The following is an 18,958-nucleotide window of genomic DNA, read 5'->3' as shown; positions in this document are numbered from 1 at the left end:
CAGAAAGCACAAACCACCTTCCTTTTCTTTCGAAGATATTGTACGGGAGGTAGTAACCCATTCTCGCTTGGTTCTGTTAAAACAAATTCTCACAAAGGGGGTGGAAAACAGTGAGACCCCTACTGGATCTCTACTGTAAAGGAGTCTCTTCGTTTACTAGACCACTTTACTGGTGTACACGAACAGAACATTGCGCTGATGTATTGCTGATTCCTCAAGTGTGGACATTTATGGGCCGCTCATCATGGAGCTGAATGATAAGAGGTTCATACTTCATTTGAAAAGGTGTTGGAGAAACAGGTAGACTCCTGCAGGGGCGGAGTACAGCGTGAGACCCCACAGAGACCGTAGGGAACGAGGAGGCTCACCGGACGCCTGCGGAAAGCGGACTGTTTCTCCAACACCGTTCTTCTACGCATGGAAGAACCGAAGGGACTTTCTGGACATCCTGTAGAAGACTCAAGAACTCTTGAGTCTTCTTTTTGTGCATCTAAGGTAAATATGGAATAATGAATACGGATACATTATCAGAAGGAGGATATTTACAATGTATATGCCAAGCCAAGATATGCTTGAAAAATATGCTGATTTGGCCCTGCGCACAGGCGTCAATCTGCAAGATAACCAATACTTAATGATCAACTCCACAATTGAAGGTGCAGAGTTCACTCGCGTTATTGCTAAAAAAGCGCTTGAAATGGGAGCGAAAGATGTTCATATCAACTGGAGCGATGATGAACTCACCCGAATGAAATACGAACACGTAGACAAAGAAACGCTGTCTGAAGTTCCTGAATGGGAGAAGGACAAGTTAACGTATTTCGCTAAGAACGGAGCGGCGATTTTGTCTGTCCGTTCAACAGATCCTGACTTATTGAAAGGAATCGATGCTGGGAAAGTAGCGGCTTCTCAAAAAGCACGCTCCCAAGCGATGTCCGAGTTTCGTGGTTACACAATGAACGACCGCATCCAGTGGTCAATTGTCAGTATTCCTATTCCAGCATGGGCCGAGAAGATCTTTCCTGGAGAAGACGAAGAAACAGCGGTTAAGAAACTTTGGGATCAAATCTTCAGTATCGTCCGCGTAGATCGTGAGGACCCGGTTGCGGCGTGGGAAGAACATAACCAAACCTTGATTAAAGCGCGTGAATACTTGAACAAGAAACAGTATCAGAAACTGATTTACAAAGCACCAGGCACCGATTTGGAGGTCGATCTCCCGAAAGGGCACATCTGGAAAGGCGGACCTTCTAAGACGGTAGGAGAGGGTGTTAGATTCAACCCGAATATGCCGACAGAAGAAGTGTTCACTGCACCTCATAAATATGGTGTGAACGGAACAGTATCGAGTACTAAACCATTAAACTATGGTGGTAACGTAATCGATAACTTCACTTTGACGTTCAAAGAAGGAAAGGTCGTCGACTTCAAAGCGGAAGAAGGAGAAGATACGCTTCAACATCTTCTTGATACGGATGAAGGAGCACGTCGATTAGGGGAGTTGGCTCTAGTTCCGCATGCGTCTCCAATCTCTCAATCTGGATTGATTTTCTATAATACGTTGTATGATGAGAATGCGTCCTGCCACTTGGCACTCGGTAAAGCGTACCCGAACAACATGCAAGGTGGCTCGGATATGAATGAAGAAGAGCTGGATAAAGCAGGCGTAAACGACAGCTTGACTCACGTCGACTTCATGATGGGGTCTGGTGAAATTAACATTCATGGTCTTCTTGAAGACGGAACAACAGAACCAGTTATGCAAAATGGTAGCTGGGCAATTTCTTTTGATGATTAAGACAGGTAGAGCAGTGCGATTGATATCGCACTGCTCTTTTTTTATGTAGTCGGTTTATCACTAATCGGCGCAGCTTCTCATGCAATGTGCAAATTTGTATTTGATATAGGTCGACTAGGGGGAATACTGAAAGAAAGGAGGGTTGAGTATGGTATATGATGTAGCGATTGTTGGGGCGGGATTCGGCGGGCTTGCTGCAGCTGCTGAATTATCTAAATACGGCAAACGTGTAGCAGTGTTCGAAGCATCGAACGAGCTCGGAGGCAGTGCGGGGAAATTCGAAAGAGGAGGCTACCGCTTTCAGTCCGGGGCTACAGTAGGGATGGGATTTGAAGAAGGGGGTGTACTCGACCAACTGTATGAATCTTTACAGCTCGAGAAGCCACAGATGACATTGTTGAATCCGATCATGGACATTCATATGCCTGATCGAGTCATCCATTATTATAGGGAAAAAGTAGAGTGGTATAAGGAAATTGAACGTCATTTCAAAGAAGCGGCTTCATCTATTCAAGCTTTCTATGAGGAAGTGTTTCGTGTCGGATCCCTCGTCGACAACCTCCTTGATTATAGACCTGTTTTCCCTCCTAAGACGATAAGGGACATTACGCAACTGTTTCCGATGATCAACCCCTCATCGATCAAACTGCTTCCATACTTAAATCAGACGGTTTATGACCGTTTAAAGAAATTCAACCTTCACAAGCACGAAGGATTCCAGACTTTTTTGAATGGCGAGTTGATGGACAGCGTACAGACGAGTGTGGAAAACTGTCCAGCCTTTCTCGGATATGCGGCCTTACAAACTTTTCATAAAGGCGCTTATGCCGTACATGGGGGACTCGCTACCGTTGCGGAGCAGCTGGCTGGGTATGTAAAAGAACAAGGTAATGAGGTCTTCATGCGATACCCGATCCGCCTCATCGAGAAGAAGGAGGACAGGTTTGTCTTACATTCCAAACGAAACAGCGAGTTTGAAGCGAAGCAGCTGGTTCTCAATCACTCTGTCCATAACTTACAAGATACATTATCGGAAGACCTGATGAACCAAAGCTCTATTTATCCTGAAAAAGAAGAAAAGCGGGACACGTGGGGAGCCTTCATCATTCATGCAGGAGTAGAGGAATCAGTATTTCAAAATACAAATGTCCTCTACCATCAATTCATTGATCAAAATCACCCGAACGACCTGCATGATGGTGGGCAATTCCTTATGTCACTATCTGATCCACAAGACCAGCAAATGGCACCAGAGGGCAAGAGATCGCTGACCATTTCTACGCATACCAATCTTGAACAATGGTGGGAAGCAGAAGAGTATGAACAAAAGAAGCAAGAAATGACGGATCGACTGTTGGCTACTGTCGACTATTACTTCCCAGGGTTTCAAGCTAACCTCGACCTCGTTCTACCAGGTACACCAGTTACATTTCAAAAGTGGCTAAGAAGATCTAAAGGGAAAGTCGGGGGCTATGCTCCTACTGGAAAATACAGTTGGTTGAATAGCTATTCGATTCGTTCCGGGATCCCAGGTGTTTATTTGTGTGGAGACACCGTATTCCCAGGGGCAGGGACGCTTGGTGTGACATTGTCTGGGTTGACTGCGGCTCGTGAACTCTTGCGATGATTGAGAACACAAGCTTTGGGGAATAAAAAGATAAATTCAGTTACGAAAGGATGGTTTTGTATGCCAGGTCCAGAAAACGAACTACCAGGATTTCAGGCCAACCCGAACGAATTCGGGAAATGCGGTAATTGCGGTCGTCTCTTGACATCCAAGAAAGAAGCAGAAGTAAAGCTTTGTAAAGATTGTCAAGAACGCCATAAGGATAAAGGAATCGAGTATGATGAGGCAGAATAAAGCGAATAATAAGGTCACGTGGATGCACGTGACCTCTTTTGGTCTCTGGTAAATCTTTTCCCTTTACACGCTAATTAACCAGTGTTAGCATCAAACATTGTGATTTTAAAACAAAGTCTAAATACAAAAGGAGATCATACTTTGAATCAAAAACAGACAGGCCGCATCGACTGGCCGGTATTTGGGATTAGCGGAGGACTACTTGTCTTATTCGTTTTCTTAGCACTTATTGATATTAATCTTATTGAAACCGTTGTAAGCAACAGTTTCGCATGGTCAGCTAAATATTTCGGAGCATTCTGGCAAGTTCTAATGCTTGCGACCTTCTTAGTAGGGTTATATTTAGCGTTTTCGAAATATGGAAAAATCAGAATGGGTAACATGGAAAAGCCGGAGATCGGACTCTATAAATGGTTGTCGATCATCATGGCTACATTACTTGCTGGTGGCGGTGTCTTCTGGGCAGCTGCAGAACCAATGTGGCACTTCTTGACGGTACCACCTCATCAGTCTGGAATTGAAGCTGGAACGCAAGCAGCCATTAATCCAGCTTTAGCACAAAGTTTCATGCACTGGGGATTCCTTGCATGGGCAATCCTAGGAACAATCAGTGCCGTTGTAATGATGTATGGTCACTATCATAAAGGGATGCCAATGAAACCACGTACGTTGCTGTACCCGATTTTCGGGGAGAAGCTTCGTGATAGTTGGTTCGGTACAATCATTGATGCATTCTCTGTCATTGCAGTAGCGGCAGGCACAATTGGCCCAATCGGTTTCTTAGGTCTTCAAGCAAGCTACGGTTTACAAGAGATTTTCGGAATTCCTAACAGCTTCAGCACACAGTTTACGATCATTCTCGCTGTAGTAGTTATTTCCACGATTTCTGCCGTAACAGGTCTTTATAAAGGTATTCAATATTTGAGTAGCTTCAACGTCCGTTTGGCCCTTGGATTGATGATTTTCATCGTCATCTTCGGCCCTGGTGGCTTTATCATCAACCACTTCATCTCAGGCTTCGGATTTTATGTCGATCAGTTCATTCCGATGAGTACGTTCCGCGGGGACTCTGATTGGTTGAATCTTTGGACAGTCTTCTTCTGGGGTTGGTTCATTGGATATGGTCCGATGATGGCTATTCTAGTCAGCCGTATTTCACGAGGACGTACGATTCGCGAAATCATTGTGGCTATCTCTATTTTCGCACCAGTCATCTCAACGTTCTGGTTCACGGTTCTTGGCGGATCTGGTATCTTCTTCGAACTGCAGAACCCTGGTTCCGTATCAGATGCGTTGAATGCTGCCGGAAACCCAGCGGCGATGTTCGCGATTACAGAACAATTCCCACTCGCAGTCATTGTCTCACCATTGTTCTTAATCTTGACGATCCTATTCGTTGTCACAACAAGTGACTCGATGTCGTACACGATTGCAATGGCCGTTACCGGTGAAGGAAATCCGAAACCTTGGTTGCGTGTCTTCTGGGCAATTCTTATGGGTGCCATTGCCGTTATTCTCCTGATCACAGGTGATAGTGGTATTACGCAGTTGCAGAACTTCATTGTTGTAACAGCGGTTCCTGTATCCTTGCTGTTGCTTCCAATGATTTGGTTAGCACCACGCGTTGCACGGAATATGTTCAAAGATCAATTCGGCAAATAAACAAAAAAGATGCTGCGCTTCTTGCGCAGCATCTTTTTTATGCGATTATGCCTCGTTCGTTTTTGAATTGCTTATGTTTCTCTTCTGTCATCAGTTTCTTTAGTATCCCGATCATTTCATAAACATCTTCAAAGGAAGAGTAAAGAGCGATCGGCGCTAACCGGATGACGTTAGGCGAGCGGTAATCTGGTGTGACTCCTTCGCTCTTTAATGCTTTACAGATGCTTGCCGCTTCAGGGTGCACAAGACTGACGTGGCCTCCACGACGCTCGTCTTCAAGAGGGTTCATGATCTGAAAGCCGAAATCGCTGAGTTCCTGATGAATGAGATTCATGAGTAGGCGTGTCATTTGGAGCGATTTCGATCGTATAGTTTCAATTCCTGCCTCGTTGAACATTTCCAGAGAGCCTACTAAGGGAGCAGAACTCAAAATATGAGGCGTGCCCATTTGGAAGGCGCTTGCCGTTTCGGAGTGGGTCAATGTGTGTTCCATGTCGAATTGCTTCTCTTTTTTTGAACTGAACCATCCTGCAAGTCCTGGCTTCTGGCCAAGATGCTTTTCATGGACGAACAATCCGCCAACCCCGCCGGGGCCGCTGTTCAAATATTTATAGGTACACCACACGGCGAAGTCTACGTTCCACTCATGTAGTTGGTGGGGGATGGCGCCGATAGAGTGTGCTAAATCAAAGCCGACAATGATTCCTCTTTTATGGGCTTCTTCCGTCAGTCGCTTCATATCGAGTAGTTGTCCGCTGCGGTATAGGACAGAAGGGAGCAGCAGAACGGCGGTCCGTTCATCCATCTGAGCTATGATGTTGTCTTCTTTTAATGTGTATCCATCTTTACTCTCGACTTGAATCAACTGCTCTTCATGCTTCAACCCTTTTTGTTCGATCTGACTTTGCAGCGCATAGATATCAGACGGGAAGTTCAAGGAATCAGCTAGAATTTTGGTTCTGTTTCCCTCTGGTTTATAGAATGTAGCCAATAGTTGATGTAGGTTCGCAGTGATTGAACCTGTGTTAATGACTTCCTCAGGCTCAGCACCAATCAACGGAGCTGTCATTTCTCCGATTTTTTCAGACATATAAAACCATGGCTCTTTACCTTCTGTCCAACCATCGATACCTTGTTCTTTCCAGTCTTGTAACGAGGTAAGAACGGCGGCTTCCGCACGTTTAGATAAGAGACCAAGGGAGTTGCCATCCATATAATAATGATCGTCTTGCGTGTAAAACTCAGATTTGAAATGAGATAGAGAGTCCTTTTGATCCATTGTCTGCACTATTTCTCTCGTGATTCTTTCCTTCGTCATCTAATCCCTCCTGTTTTTATTGTAAACACGGACAGGCTCAGGTGCTATGTCCATCGTTCGTTCTTGTGCAATACGGCTTTTATTGTGGAATATGTCACATCCGGAAGCTTTTCTTTCACTGGCTTCAATTTCTTTTCTTCAAGCTCGTCATACACTTCTAAAATTTGCTGCTCTTCTTCTTCGTTGAACCAGTGGTTCCAATCGAAAGGTTCTCCTTCTTGAGCGCATCGGAATAAATGACTTTCAATGGTCTGAGGGCTGATGCCTCGTTCCTTTGCAATAGTTTGAACATCTTTCTGTTCGTCTTGCCACATACGGTAGCTGACCAAATGGCTTGGTGTCCCATCTCCAGGTCGTGGTGAGCTGGTCGACTTTACAGTGTGTTCTTCCTCGGTGGGTTTTGGCTTGTTTTCTGCCGCTTGAGACCAAGGCTTTATAAGTTCTAAGAATCTCTCTCCATACTTATTCCACTTCTGTTCGCCGACTCCTTTGATCGAAAGCATTTCTGACTTCGTTTCAGGTAAGTAAATAGAGAAAGCTTTCAATGTCGAGTCAGGGAATATGACGTAAGGTGGCAAGCCCGCTTCGTCTGCCATTTCCTTTCGTAAGTTCCGTAATTCGTTGAAATACTCGACGTTGTAATTTTCTTCTACGTTTGTGGTCGTGGATTCAATTAACATAATGACCGGTTTTTGTCCCTTCAATACCTCAACGGATTTTGAGGTCAATTGCAGGGTAGGGTAGCGACCGTTACCGGGGTTCAAGTATCCTTCAGCAGTAAGGAAGTGAATGAATCTGGTGAGTTGCTTTTCCGTATAGTGAGAAAGAAGCCCATAGGTCGGTAAGTCTTCGAACTGGAACTGTCTGACCTTCTTGTCTGAGGAGCCTTTCAACACTTTAGCAGTCAACCCGGCACCAAATGCCTGACCCATCCGTTTTACACAGGAGAGGACCATTTGTGCTTCTTTCGTCATGTCCTGTTCCTTACCATCGTGCGTGCAATTGGAGCATTTTCCACATGGTTCTGTGCTGTTAGGGTCTTGGAAATACTCTAAAATATATTGCTGCAGACACATGGATGTATGGCAATAGTTGATCATAGACTGAAGCTTTGCATATTCTTCTTTTTTCTTCTCTTCAACAGGCGACTGATCGATCAGGAATCGCTGCAGTTGGATGTCTTGGCTCGAGAATAATAAGACGCAATCTCCGGGTTCCCCGTCACGTCCTGCGCGTCCTGCTTCCTGATAGTAGGACTCGATATTCATCGGCATCGAATAGTGTATGACATAGCGGACGTTGGACTTATCAATCCCCATTCCGAAAGCATTTGTCGCAACGATCGTCGTAATCTCGTCTCGGACGAACTTTGTCTGCATCTCTTTTCTCTGATTTTCACTCATGCCGGCATGATACTTACCGGTCGAGTAACCTTCTTTTTCTAAGTACTGCTGAAGGTGATCCGCGTCTTTTCTTGTAGCGGTGTAGATGATACCTGCTTCTTCCGGTCGGCTTTTCACATATTCTTTCACAAAGTCGCGCTTGTCCCGCCCTTTGATCATGCGGAAGGATAAGTTCTCTCTTGCGAACCCTGTGTTCACAATGGCGTCCGGCTCGACGTGAATAAGGCGTTGGATATCCTGAATGACTTCCTGCGTGGCAGTCGCAGTCAATGCCATCAGAACGGGCAGGTTAGGTATTTGGTAAAGTGTCGGAACGATAGAGCGGTAGCTTGGTCTGAAATCGTGCCCCCATTGAGAAATACAGTGGGCTTCGTCAAAAGCAATCAGTGACAGCTCCATCCGCTGAAGGGTAGCTAAGAATGCACCTGAATCAAATCGTTCTGGAGCTACATAAACGAATTGATAGCGCCCTTTTTCCATATCACGGATGCGTTCCCTTTGTTCTGTTGCAGAAAGGGAACTGTTTATATAGGTTGCTGATATCCCGTAAGCGACCAATGCATCTACCTGGTCCTTCATTAAAGATATAAGTGGTGAAATAATAATCGCTGTTCCCTCAAGAGCTAAACCGGGAATTTGGTAACATAGTGACTTTCCTCCGCCAGTTGGCATGACGGCGAGTGTGTTTTCATTTTGTAAGACCTGACGTATGGCTTGCTCTTGTCCTTTTCGAAAGGAGGAGAAGCCATAATAGGTTTGCAGTAAGCGTTCGGCTTTTTCGATCATTGATTCCCATCCTTTGTATGTGCTGTGCTTACGTCTTTTCCCATCTTATCATGTTTGTTCTCCTACTAGAGGGGAAAAATACGTAGGTGCAGCTATTTAAAATGAGGAGCGTGACAACATGAAAGCAATCGTAATAGATCAGTATGGTGGTCGTGAACAGTTGGTCGAAAGGCAACTGGAATCACCTCAACCTGAAAGTAATCAGGTTGTCCTAGAGATGAAGGCTACTTCCATCAACCCGATTGACTGGAAGGTAAGAGAAGGATACATGAAAGAGGCTCTGCCGCTTGAATTCCCAATCACTTTAGGATGGGATGCAGCAGGGATCATTAAGGAAGTAGGCTCAGATGTGAAAGGGTTCAAAGTCGGAGATCGTGTCTTCGCCCGCCCGGCCACTACTAATAAAGGCACATATGCAGAGGAAGTGGTAGTGGATGAGCATCTACTGGCTCATTTACCTGAAAATATACCGTTCCAAGATGCAGCGGCAGTACCTTTGGCAGGATTGACTGCATGGCAATGTCTTTTTGATTTTTGTAACATGCAGGAAGGAGAAAAGGTGCTCATTCATGCTGGTTCTGGCGGGGTAGGGCATTATGCAATACAAATAGCGAAAGCATTCGGAGCTCATGTTGCTACGACTGCAAGCGGAAAGAACCGGTCATGGGTAGAAGAGTTAGGTCCAGACAGGTTTATCGATTATAAAGAAGAGGATTTCACTGAAGTACTAGAGGATTATGATATCGTCTTGGACACACTTGGAGGCGACATTCAATCTGAAAGCTATCGTGTCTTAAGAGAAGGCGGACGTCTCGTTTCGATTGCTCAGCCTCCTAATGAAGAAGAGGCATCGAAATACGGAGTGACAGCCGGATTTGTTTTCCTTGATCCGAAAGGGGAACAATTAGCGAAACTGGCGGATATGATGGTCAACGGACAATTAACGTCCGTCATCGGTCATCAATTTGATTTAACAGAACAAGGGCTACGTGATGCACATGAGGTAAGTGAGAGTCATCATGCTAAAGGAAAAATCGTCATTAATATTTGATGCTTGTAACATAAGGCCACCTCAAGAGGTGGTCTTTTTTTGTAGTTTAGGGTAAAATTTTAAATATTCTAACATTTTTTAGTGTAGGGAAGATGAGAGAGGGTACGTAACTATTATACAGTGGAAAGAGGGGGAAGCAAATGCTAAAACAATACGATACAGGTATATTCTATGACGAAATGATGAATACCAACGGGACTCCGAAGCGTCATTATCAATGGTTTTACGAGCTGGTTGAAGATTTTTCTGAGAATGAACTTCGTGAAAAACACGAAACTGCCCAGTTGAACTTTTTGAGAAAAGGAATTACCTTTACGGTATATAGTCAGGCAGGTGGTACAGAACGCACCATGCCTTTTGATTTTGTTCCTATCATTATTCCAAAGCCTCAGTGGAACAAGATTGAAGAAGGGATGAAGCAACGTCTGAAAGCTCTGAATCATTTCTTGGAAGATATTTATCATGACCAGGAAATCATCAAAGCGGGGGTGGTACCGAGGGGCCTAGTTGAAAATAACCCTTATTACTACAAGCAGGTACAAGGGTTGGATGTTCCTCTTCGTAATCATGTGTTTTTAGCTGGTGTGGATTTGATCAGGGACGAAAATGGTGAATACAGAGTGCTCGAGGATAATTTGCGCAACCCATCGGGTATGAGTTACGTATTCCAAAACCGCTATGTGATGAGACAAGTGTATCCTGAACTGTTTTTCCAACACTCGATTGAAACGCTTGAGCACCAACTCTCAGAGCTTCAACAAACAGTGATGAGCCATGTTCCGAAACAGTCGGAAGGGAACCGGTCTCTGACGGCTGTACTTTTGACACCTGGTATGTACAATTCAGCTTATTATGATCACGTCTTCCTTGCCCAGCAAATGGGAATCGAATTGGTGGAAGGACGAGACTTGGTTGTCAAAGACGATGTCGTCTACATGAAGACGATCAGAGGGCTTAAGCGTGTCGATATCATCTACCGTAGGATTGACGACGACTTCCTCGATCCAGAAGCATTCCGTCCTGATTCCGCCCTTGGTGTAAATGGGCTATTGAGAGCGTATAAGGCAGGTAATGTATCCATATTAAACGGCATTGGAAACGGGGTTGCCGACGATAAAGCTATGTATGTGTATGTACCTGAAATGATTCGCTTCTACTTAGATGAAGAACCAATTATACCGAATGTCGAGACGTATTTCTTAAGTGATCCGGAAAGAATGGATTATGTATTAGAGCACTTGGATGAGCTTGTCGTGAAGAACGTCGGTGCCTCAGGTGGCTATGATATGTTGATTGGACCTCAATCAAGTGAGGAAGAGCGGGAACTTTTCAGAGAAAAGATTATAGAAAAACCGAATCAATATATTGCCCAGCCCACCATCAAACTCTCCAGAGCCCCGGCTTATCAAGACGGTCGCTTCTACCCTTGCCACGTAGATTTGCGCGTCTTTGTGATGAACGGGGAGAAGACACACGTATTACCAGGTGGTCTATCCAGAGTGGCACTGAAAGAAGGATCGCTTGTTGTCAACTCATCACAAGGCGGTGGCGGTAAGGACACATGGATTTTAAGTGAAGGGGGAGAACCGCATGCTAAGTAGAGTAGCTGATTCGTTATACTGGTTGGGGCGGAACATGGAACGTGCAGAGAATAATTCAAGAGTGTTAAGCACCCAGCTCATTCATATGCTGGAAGCTACAGATGAACAAGCATTGAATCGTGACTGGGAGGAAGTCATTGAAATTTGTGCTTCTATCGAGGACTATTATGAACGGTATGGTCGAATTGATAGAGATACCGTGATTCAATACCTTTCCATCAGTCCATTGAATATGAATTCTTTTATGAACTGTATGATTTATGCCCGTGAAAATGCAAAAGCAACACGGGATATTATCCCTGAAGAGCTATGGGAAGTATTGAATGAGTTTTATCTGGATCAGAAGGAATGGGAGGAACAACCTTCGACCAGGCAGCATACAGAACGTTACCTCAAAAATGTCACTACAACCTCTATGACCGCACAAGGAGTAATTGAATCCTCCATGAGCAGGGATTTACCTTATACATTCTTAAAAGTTGGGAAGTGGCTGGAGCGCGGAGAGAAGATTTCAAGAATCTTAAATGTCTTTTGCGAAAAGAATCGCAAGGATCCGCAGTCCAGTAACAATACGTATTACTACTGGCTGACAGCCCTGCAATATACGAATGGCTACGACGCCTATCTGAAAAAAAATCCGCCCACGATGCAACCTGAGAAAGTGCTTAATTTCTTAATTAAGGAACCGACTTTCCCTAGATCGATTCGTTACTGTATCAATCATGTGAAAGAAGCAATAGACCGCATCGAGGATGGGAAAATTTCTCACTATTCAGCGGACTTATTTGATATGATTGAACGTATACAAGTAGAGATAGAAGACACGGAAATTGAGAGCATGGATATGGAAGAACTCATGCAGTTTCTGGACCACTTCCAAGACCGTTGTTTGACGCTCAGCCGAATGTTCTCTGAAACGTATTATTTAGTGGAACCGGCCCACGTCAAGTGAAAGCTCACCAGGAGGAGTAACATGAAGTACCGAATAGAACATACGAATACTTTCTACTACGAGAATTTCGTGGATCAAAGTATGAATCATGTGAGGCTGAAGCCGCGAACGGATGAATGCCAGCGTCTACTTGCGTATCAAACCGAAATCAATCCATCTTCCATGACAAAGGAACATATCGACTTGTGGGGGAATCATGTAGAGACCTTTTTCATCCCGGAAAAGCATGAACACCTGACGGTTAAAACAACTTCAACGGTAAGTATTCAGAAGAGCCCTTTAATAAAAATGATCTACTTCAGTGATGAGATGAAAGAAATCTTCCATTCGGAGCTATTCAGAAGCCACTATTTGGCTTACTTGAATGAGACGCCGTTTACCTTTCTTTATAAAGAGCAGATACAAGAAATCGTCGCAGCGGTGGGAGACCCATCAGATCCCATTCAATTTTCTATCGATTTAATGGCTTACTTGCATCAATCAATACGCTATGACACGGCAACCACTCACGTAAATACAAAAGCCTATGAGTCATGGCCATTACGTTCTGGTGTATGTCAGGACTATGCCCATACAATGATTGGCGTATTACGCGACAAAGGTATTCCAGCAAGATATGTAAGTGGATACTTGTATGTAGGGGAAGATTCAGCGTTAATCGGTGATGCCGCGACCCATGCTTGGGTGGAGGTAATGGTTCCGGGCATTGGTTGGGTCGGTCTTGATCCGACAAACAATGTAGAAGCTCTGGAGCAACATATCCGAATCGGTACAGGGCGAGATTACGCAGACGTCAGTCCGTTGCAGGGAGTGTACCGTGGCGGAGGACAAAACTTGACGGTGAAGGTCAGCGTTCAACAGATTGATAAGGGACTTTGAGTGAAAAACAGAAAGGAAAAGCGCCCTAAACAGGAGCTTTTCCTTTTATTTTTGTAGTCTCTTTAACGCTGTATGCTTGGAAAAGAACATCTCTTCTTCGTATGCCGCTAAAGTCTCTTTATTACATAAAGAAAGAGCAGGCGCTTAGAAGCGCCTGCCCTCTATAATTCGTTTAACCTTCAGCTTTCTTGATAGCCTTCTGAATGACGTGGATTTCCGGAAATGAAATCAACAAGGAGACCAATAATGGCTCCGACAAGAGCAGGAACAACCCAACTCAAACTATAATTGAATAAAGGGAGCTGGCTCATCAAGGAAGTGACCGCCGGCATCTTAAGTCCGAAAGCGACCAGTCCGTCGTACAATCCGATCAGTGCCGTTAAGAAGATAGCACCTCTATATACATTCGGAGAGTGTCGGAACAATCTGCTTAAGAAGGTAAGAACAATCAGCACAATGGTGATCGGATACATAAAGACTAGAACCGGTACAGAATAAGAGATGATCTGATTCAGTCCGATATTGGATATAGCGAAACTGATCAGCGTCACAATCGTAATCACCATCTTGTATGACAGAGCCGGCACGCGCTTGGAGAAGAATTGGCCACACGCGACAGTAAGTCCTACACAGGTTGTAAAGCAGGCAAGCCCGACGATCACACCAAGTAACAATGTTCCTGGTTTTCCGAACATGACGTTTGCTGCCCCGGCAAGAATGGCACTTCCGTTATCATAGGAGCCTTCTGTAGCCATTTTGGTTCCGATCCAGCCGATGGCGACATACACACTTGTAAGACCGACAGCCGTTACGAGACCTGCTTGTAGGGTACGCATAGTGAGTTGTTTTTGACCTTCTACGCCTCGCTCACGGAATGAACTGACTACGATGATGCCGAATGCCAATGCTGCTATGGCGTCCATGGTCAGATAACCTTCTAGAAATCCTTTAACTAACGGCTGGGATTGATATTTTTCTATAGGAGCAACCGTTTCCCCGTCCAATAAGAAGAAACTTCCGATCACTAACCCTAGAATCGCCAAAAATAAAGCGGGCGTGAGAACTTGCCCAACACGATCAACTAGTTTTGACGGGTTTAAACTTACCCAGAAAACGAGAATAAAGAATATAATAGAATATATGAATAGCGTCAAGGAAGAGCCATTAACAAAAGGGACGACTCCTGTTTCAAATGCAACGTTAGCGGCCCTTGGAATAGCAAAGAAAGGTCCAATGACTAAATAGACGAGTGACGTAAAATAAAGGCCGAACTTAGGGTGTACTCTCCCGGCAAGCTGTGTCGCCCCATTTTTGAAAAACGATATGGCAGCAACGGTTACGATGGGAATGCCGACACCTGTAAAAACAAAGCCTATTATTGCTGGTAAATATGAAGTTCCGGATTGGTAACCTAATGTGACAGGGTAGATCAAATTACCTGCACCGAAGAATAAAGCGAAAAGCGTGAAACCGATAAATACGGTGTCGCGTGCTTTCATGCCTGGTCCCTCCTCTTTCGATGTCTGTTTATTGTAAGTTAAAAACGCTCTTCCTATACTAGGGAGAAAAGCTTGTAGAGTTCGACAAGAATTGACGTATTTCTTATACAACCGTCGTAATACTATCAATGTCAAAAAATTATGTCAACACATTTTTAGAAAATTTAAAAGGTTAATACTGTCATATAAGTAAACGCTTTCAAGAAGTTAGATTATAATAAGGATAAATTCAATATAGTTTACATTCGTCACGCCGCCATATAGAATATGGCTACACATAATTGTGGAGAGATGAGGGAGCCTTTAATGATCGATTCACTACTATTGGAATTCATGATAATAGGTACATTGGGAATTGCGTCACAATGGATGGCTTGGCGTTTTCGCTTACCGGCGATTGTCGTCATGTCAATTGTGGGGTTACTGGCAGGTCCGGTATTTGGTTTGTTCAATCCCGAGGAAGATTTCGGAGATTTATTTAAGCCGATCATATCGCTGGCGGTAGCCGTCATCTTATTCGAGGGAAGCTTGAACCTTGACTTTAAGGAAGTGAAAGGGCTTGGGCGACCTGTATTCCGTATTGTAACCTTTGGCGCTTTTATAAGCTGGATTCTTGGGGCGCTTGCTGCCCATTACGTAGCTGGATTGTCTTGGGCTGTAGCCTTTGTTATTGGTGGACTTTTCATTGTAACAGGACCGACCGTCATTCTACCGTTACTCAGACAGGCGAAGCTCAAGCCGCGTCCAGCGAAGATATTAAAGTGGGAAGGCATTATTGTCGACCCAATCGGCGCGCTATTGGCTGTATTTGCTTTTGAAATTATCGTGTTCATACAAGGTACGGATGTGAATCCATCCTCCCTTCTAATGTTCTTCCTTGCTTCCATCTTTGCCGTTATATTAGGTATTGCCTGTGGTAAGGGAGTAGGATGGATGTTTGAAACAGGATACGTACCTGAATTCCTCAAATCTCCTGTCGTCTTTACAGTCGTCATTGCCTGTTTCACTATTGCTGATGAAATCACCCATGAAACGGGACTTCTTTCCGTTACAGCGATGGGGATGACACTTGCGAACATGCATATTTCTTCGATAGCGGATATGAGACACTTCAAAGAGAACATTTCTTTGTTGCTGATTTCCACGATCTTCGTAATGCTTACGGCATCCTTGACTCAAGAGACGCTGCTTGAGATCTTCAACTTCCGGACGATCGCATTCGTCTTGTTGATGCTGTTCATAGTTCGACCGCTGTCGATCTTCACCTCTACGTGGGGTACAGACTTATCGAAGTCTGAGAAGCTTCTAGTAGGGTGGATTGCCCCGCGGGGAATTGTCGCTTTGACCGTAGCGAGTTATTTTTCTAGTGTCCTCTTGGATGCTGGATTTGAGGATGCTTCGATTCTCATTTCGATTACGTTCGCTCTCGTGTTTACTACGGTTGTTGCGCATGGCTTTACCATCGGATGGTTATCGAAGAAGCTTGGTCTTTCCGTAGAGGGCCCGCCTGGTGTATTGATTTCAGGAGGAAGTGCCTTCTCTACAGGCCTTGCTAAAACATTAGAAGAGCTGAAAGTACCTGTGTTGATTTCAGATTCTTCGTGGGAACGCCTTTCTAGTGCGAGATCGAGAGGAGTGAAGTCCTACCATGGAGAAATTCTGTCAGAACAGACAGAGTACTACTTGGATATGACACCATATGAATATCTGATTGCTGCGACAGAGCTAGATTCTTACAATGCTCTTGTTTGCACGACCTTCGTCCCTGAATTCGGGCGCAACAACTCGTTCCAGTTGAGCCTGAGTAATCGGGAAGGCGATAACCTAGAGGACTTGGTCCACACGATTGGTGGTAGGATTCTTTTCGAAGAGGGAGCGTCCTTTGAGGAACTGAATACGATGGTAGAGAACGGCTATGTATTCCGGAAGACGAATATCACGGAACAATATACTTACCAGAAGTATTTAGCCAATATCGATGATGCAGCACTCCTTTTGTTCATCAAGAAACCGACTGGGAAAATCGACTTCTTCAGCCATGACATCGAACCGAAAGCGGAGACTGGTGATGTTGTCGTTTCCTTGACGCCACCTAGCAAAGAGTTCGAACGAATCCAAGAAAAGTTAGAAGAACACCGTCATGAAAAGAATAAGAAGCAAGAGCAAGATAAAGAATGAAAAAACGTCCAGGGGTTCCCTGGACGTTTTTTCATTCTTATACTATTTAAGCCTCAGCTGCAGCTAACTGCTTCTTCAGTTCTTTTAATTCATTTTCCATACGCTCTAGCTGTGCTTCCGCTCTTTGGACATTCCCGCCTGCAGCTTCGAGCTTATCTAAATCGCCTTGAATACGGATGTAGTCCGACTTCAAAAAAGTAATTTGATCCTGAATTTCCTTTTTGGTCACGACAATCACTCCTTTCTTCTATTGTAGGGGATGTGTCAACATACTATAATAGGTTTACATTTCAGAATTTTACCAAAAAAGGTTTGAGTTCGAAAGGGAAGGGGAATGTAGAGATGAATATAATTGAAGAGTCAAATGTGAACAGGTTCAAAGCGGAAGTGAACCATCTATTAGTAGAGAGGGAAGCGGAGAACAATTTGCCGCTGGGTCTTCTCAGGGGAATGGATCAAGAAGAAAGCAGTCTTGCCCCTTATTTGCTATACATAAAAGAAGCAGGAAAGACTACTTGCATGACGATGAGGACCCCTCCACATCTATGGATTCTTCCATCTATTTCAACGGCATCGAAAGCTGGAATAGAGCACCTTGTGCAATACTTGCTAGACCACGAATATGATATCCCTGGCGTTCTTGGGGAGGAACAGGCCGTCGAGTGGTTCATCGAAGCTTGCCATAGCAAAGGAAACCTCGAACCTAACCTGCATATGAGACAGGGAATCTACAAGTTGGAGAAGCTCGCCACACCACCAGATAGAGAAGGGAATTTCGTAAGGGCTGAAAAGAGTGACCTTGCCCTCGCTAAGAAATGGTTCTTACAATACGGGAAAGAAGTAGGGGAAGCGCATATCGAGGAGCAAGCATCGGATTTAGCAACAGACATGATCGAGAAGGAGAAGATGTTTTTCTGGACGGTCAATGGTATACCAGTCTCTATGGCATGTAGAGCTAGGGAAACGCTGAATGGTGCTACAATCAACGCTGTGTTTACACCGGATGAACATAAGAGGAAAGGGTATGGGAGTCTGGTGACTTACCACCTATCCAAGTACCTCCTCGAAAAAGGATTTCTATTCTGTTCTTTATATACAGATATGGATAACGCTACATCGAATTCCATCTATCAGAAGATCGGATACAGATGGGTTGGAAACTCTATTGTCTACCATTTACATTCGAGAAAAACTTGAAATGACTAAATTTGGAGTATTTTGTATTATAACGTAGGGATTAAGACGATAATGCCATCTACTGTCTAAAAAGTTTTCGAAATGTTCTTTTTTTGACAAAGAAAACAAATTATTCTGTATAAACTTGTTTGAGTGTTGGATAGGACTTTCGATATGATGTTTAGTAACTGACCTTAAATTCAACATATAGGAGGCGTACCTCTTTGAAAGCCTTAAAGCTTTTGGACAATGCAATTGTAAAAATTGAAGAATTTATTCTGAGTTACGCTGTGATTATCATCGCTGTCATGGTAGTAGGAAAGGCTCTGAGCCGGGCAATCTTCAGCTATACACCACCTTTTGCGGATGAAGTGAGTCAAATTGCTATCGTCATTGCGACGTTTATGGGTATTAGTTATGCAGCTAGGAAAGGGCGCCATATCAGCATGTCGGCATTCTATGACTTGGCCCCGTTTAAGCTCCGTAAAGCACTTGCGATCCTCATTTCATTGGTTACAGCGGTCATTCTATTTGTACTTACATATTATTCGGCTCTGTACGTACAAAATGTCTACCAGGATGGAACGGTAACCTCAGCTTTGCAGATGCCTAAATATTACCTCTATCTATTCATTCCAATAGGGTTCTTCCTAGGAGGTGTACAGTTCCTCCGCAATATGTGGATCAATATTCGAGACCGGGAGGCTGTATATATAGGCACAGATGCAAAGGATTATAACGACCAAGACAAAAAAGACATCATGGAAGAAACGCACTTGTAATTAAAATCTAGC

Annotated in this window: 15 protein-coding genes; 11 read left to right on the top strand and 4 right to left on the bottom strand. The window is 44.2% G+C overall.

The window, feature by feature from the left end; translation table 11 throughout:
* Positions 1-553 precede the first annotated feature (553 nt).
* From E4663_RS11035 to E4663_RS11025, 4 genes are all read left to right on the top strand, one after another.
* Entirely contained in the window at positions 554-1,798 is a 1,245-nt protein-coding gene (locus tag E4663_RS11035; protein ID WP_421803760.1) for an aminopeptidase, read from the top strand.
* A gap of 148 nt (positions 1,799-1,946) precedes the next feature.
* A complete protein-coding gene (locus E4663_RS11030; protein WP_241657178.1) occupies positions 1,947-3,425 on the top strand; it encodes a phytoene desaturase family protein in 1,479 nt (492 codons plus the stop codon).
* A 60-nt stretch (positions 3,426-3,485) separates the two neighbouring features.
* Entirely contained in the window at positions 3,486-3,659 is a 174-nt protein-coding gene (locus tag E4663_RS19970; protein WP_168927345.1) for a hypothetical protein, read from the top strand.
* Between the two features lie 141 nt (positions 3,660-3,800).
* Positions 3,801-5,321, top strand: a complete 1,521-nt coding sequence (locus E4663_RS11025; RefSeq protein WP_135327658.1) for a BCCT family transporter — start codon at positions 3,801-3,803, stop codon at positions 5,319-5,321.
* Positions 5,322-5,358: 37 nt separating this feature from the next.
* On the opposite strand, the gene kynU is transcribed toward E4663_RS11025, so the two are convergent.
* Together kynU and recQ are read right to left on the bottom strand one after the other, a co-directional pair.
* Positions 5,359-6,639, bottom strand: a complete 1,281-nt coding sequence (kynU, locus tag E4663_RS11020; protein WP_135327657.1) for a kynureninase — start codon at positions 6,637-6,639, stop codon at positions 5,359-5,361.
* 44 nt (positions 6,640-6,683) lie between these two features.
* Positions 6,684-8,828, bottom strand: coding sequence for a DNA helicase RecQ (gene recQ / locus E4663_RS11015; protein WP_135327656.1), 2,145 nt, complete (start codon positions 8,826-8,828; stop codon positions 6,684-6,686).
* A 118-nt stretch (positions 8,829-8,946) separates the two neighbouring features.
* Between recQ and E4663_RS11010 the strand changes: the two genes are divergently transcribed.
* The 4 genes from E4663_RS11010 to E4663_RS20165 all read left to right on the top strand — a co-directional run bounded on the left by E4663_RS11010 (position 8,947) and on the right by E4663_RS20165 (position 13,311).
* Positions 8,947-9,879: an NADP-dependent oxidoreductase gene (locus tag E4663_RS11010; RefSeq protein ID WP_135327655.1), complete on the top strand. Its 933-nt coding sequence runs from the start codon at positions 8,947-8,949 to the stop codon at positions 9,877-9,879.
* Between the two features lie 140 nt (positions 9,880-10,019).
* Positions 10,020-11,480, top strand: a complete 1,461-nt coding sequence (locus E4663_RS11005; RefSeq protein WP_135327654.1) for a circularly permuted type 2 ATP-grasp protein — start codon at positions 10,020-10,022, stop codon at positions 11,478-11,480.
* The gene (locus tag E4663_RS20170) at positions 11,470-12,432 is read left to right on the top strand and encodes an alpha-E domain-containing protein (protein ID WP_241657177.1); all 963 of its coding nucleotides are present in this window, start codon (positions 11,470-11,472) and stop codon (positions 12,430-12,432) included. The genes E4663_RS11005 and E4663_RS20170 overlap by 11 nt, the downstream gene beginning before the upstream one ends.
* A 21-nt stretch (positions 12,433-12,453) precedes the next feature.
* Entirely contained in the window at positions 12,454-13,311 is an 858-nt protein-coding gene (locus E4663_RS20165; RefSeq protein WP_241657176.1) for a transglutaminase family protein, read from the top strand.
* A gap of 179 nt (positions 13,312-13,490) precedes the next feature.
* On the opposite strand, the gene brnQ is transcribed toward E4663_RS20165, so the two are convergent.
* Positions 13,491-14,810, bottom strand: coding sequence for a branched-chain amino acid transport system II carrier protein (gene brnQ / locus E4663_RS10995; RefSeq protein WP_135327653.1), 1,320 nt, complete (start codon positions 14,808-14,810; stop codon positions 13,491-13,493).
* 306 nt (positions 14,811-15,116) lie between these two features.
* Here brnQ and E4663_RS10990 point away from each other — a divergent pair, with 306 nt between their 5' ends.
* Entirely contained in the window at positions 15,117-16,988 is a 1,872-nt protein-coding gene (locus tag E4663_RS10990) for a cation:proton antiporter (RefSeq protein ID WP_135327652.1), read from the top strand.
* A gap of 46 nt (positions 16,989-17,034) precedes the next feature.
* Here the strand turns inward: E4663_RS10990 and E4663_RS10985 are convergent, their stop codons facing one another.
* Positions 17,035-17,217, bottom strand: a complete 183-nt coding sequence (locus E4663_RS10985) for an SE1832 family protein (RefSeq protein ID WP_176140533.1) — start codon at positions 17,215-17,217, stop codon at positions 17,035-17,037.
* Between the two features lie 113 nt (positions 17,218-17,330).
* Here E4663_RS10985 and E4663_RS10980 point away from each other — a divergent pair, with 113 nt between their 5' ends.
* Positions 17,331-18,185: a GNAT family N-acetyltransferase gene (locus tag E4663_RS10980; RefSeq protein ID WP_135327651.1), complete on the top strand. Its 855-nt coding sequence runs from the start codon at positions 17,331-17,333 to the stop codon at positions 18,183-18,185.
* A 203-nt stretch (positions 18,186-18,388) separates the two neighbouring features.
* Positions 18,389-18,946 (top strand): TRAP transporter small permease, encoded by a 558-nt coding sequence (locus tag E4663_RS10975; RefSeq protein ID WP_135327650.1) that lies wholly within the window; start codon positions 18,389-18,391, stop codon positions 18,944-18,946.
* The last annotated feature ends 12 nt before the right edge of the window (positions 18,947-18,958 follow it).

Origin of the sequence: Halobacillus salinus, from assembly GCF_004684905.1 — a bacterium.
Taxonomy (GTDB): domain Bacteria; phylum Bacillota; class Bacilli; order Bacillales; family Halobacillaceae; genus Halobacillus; species Halobacillus salinus.
This window is presented reverse-complemented; position numbering and strand designations above follow the sequence as displayed.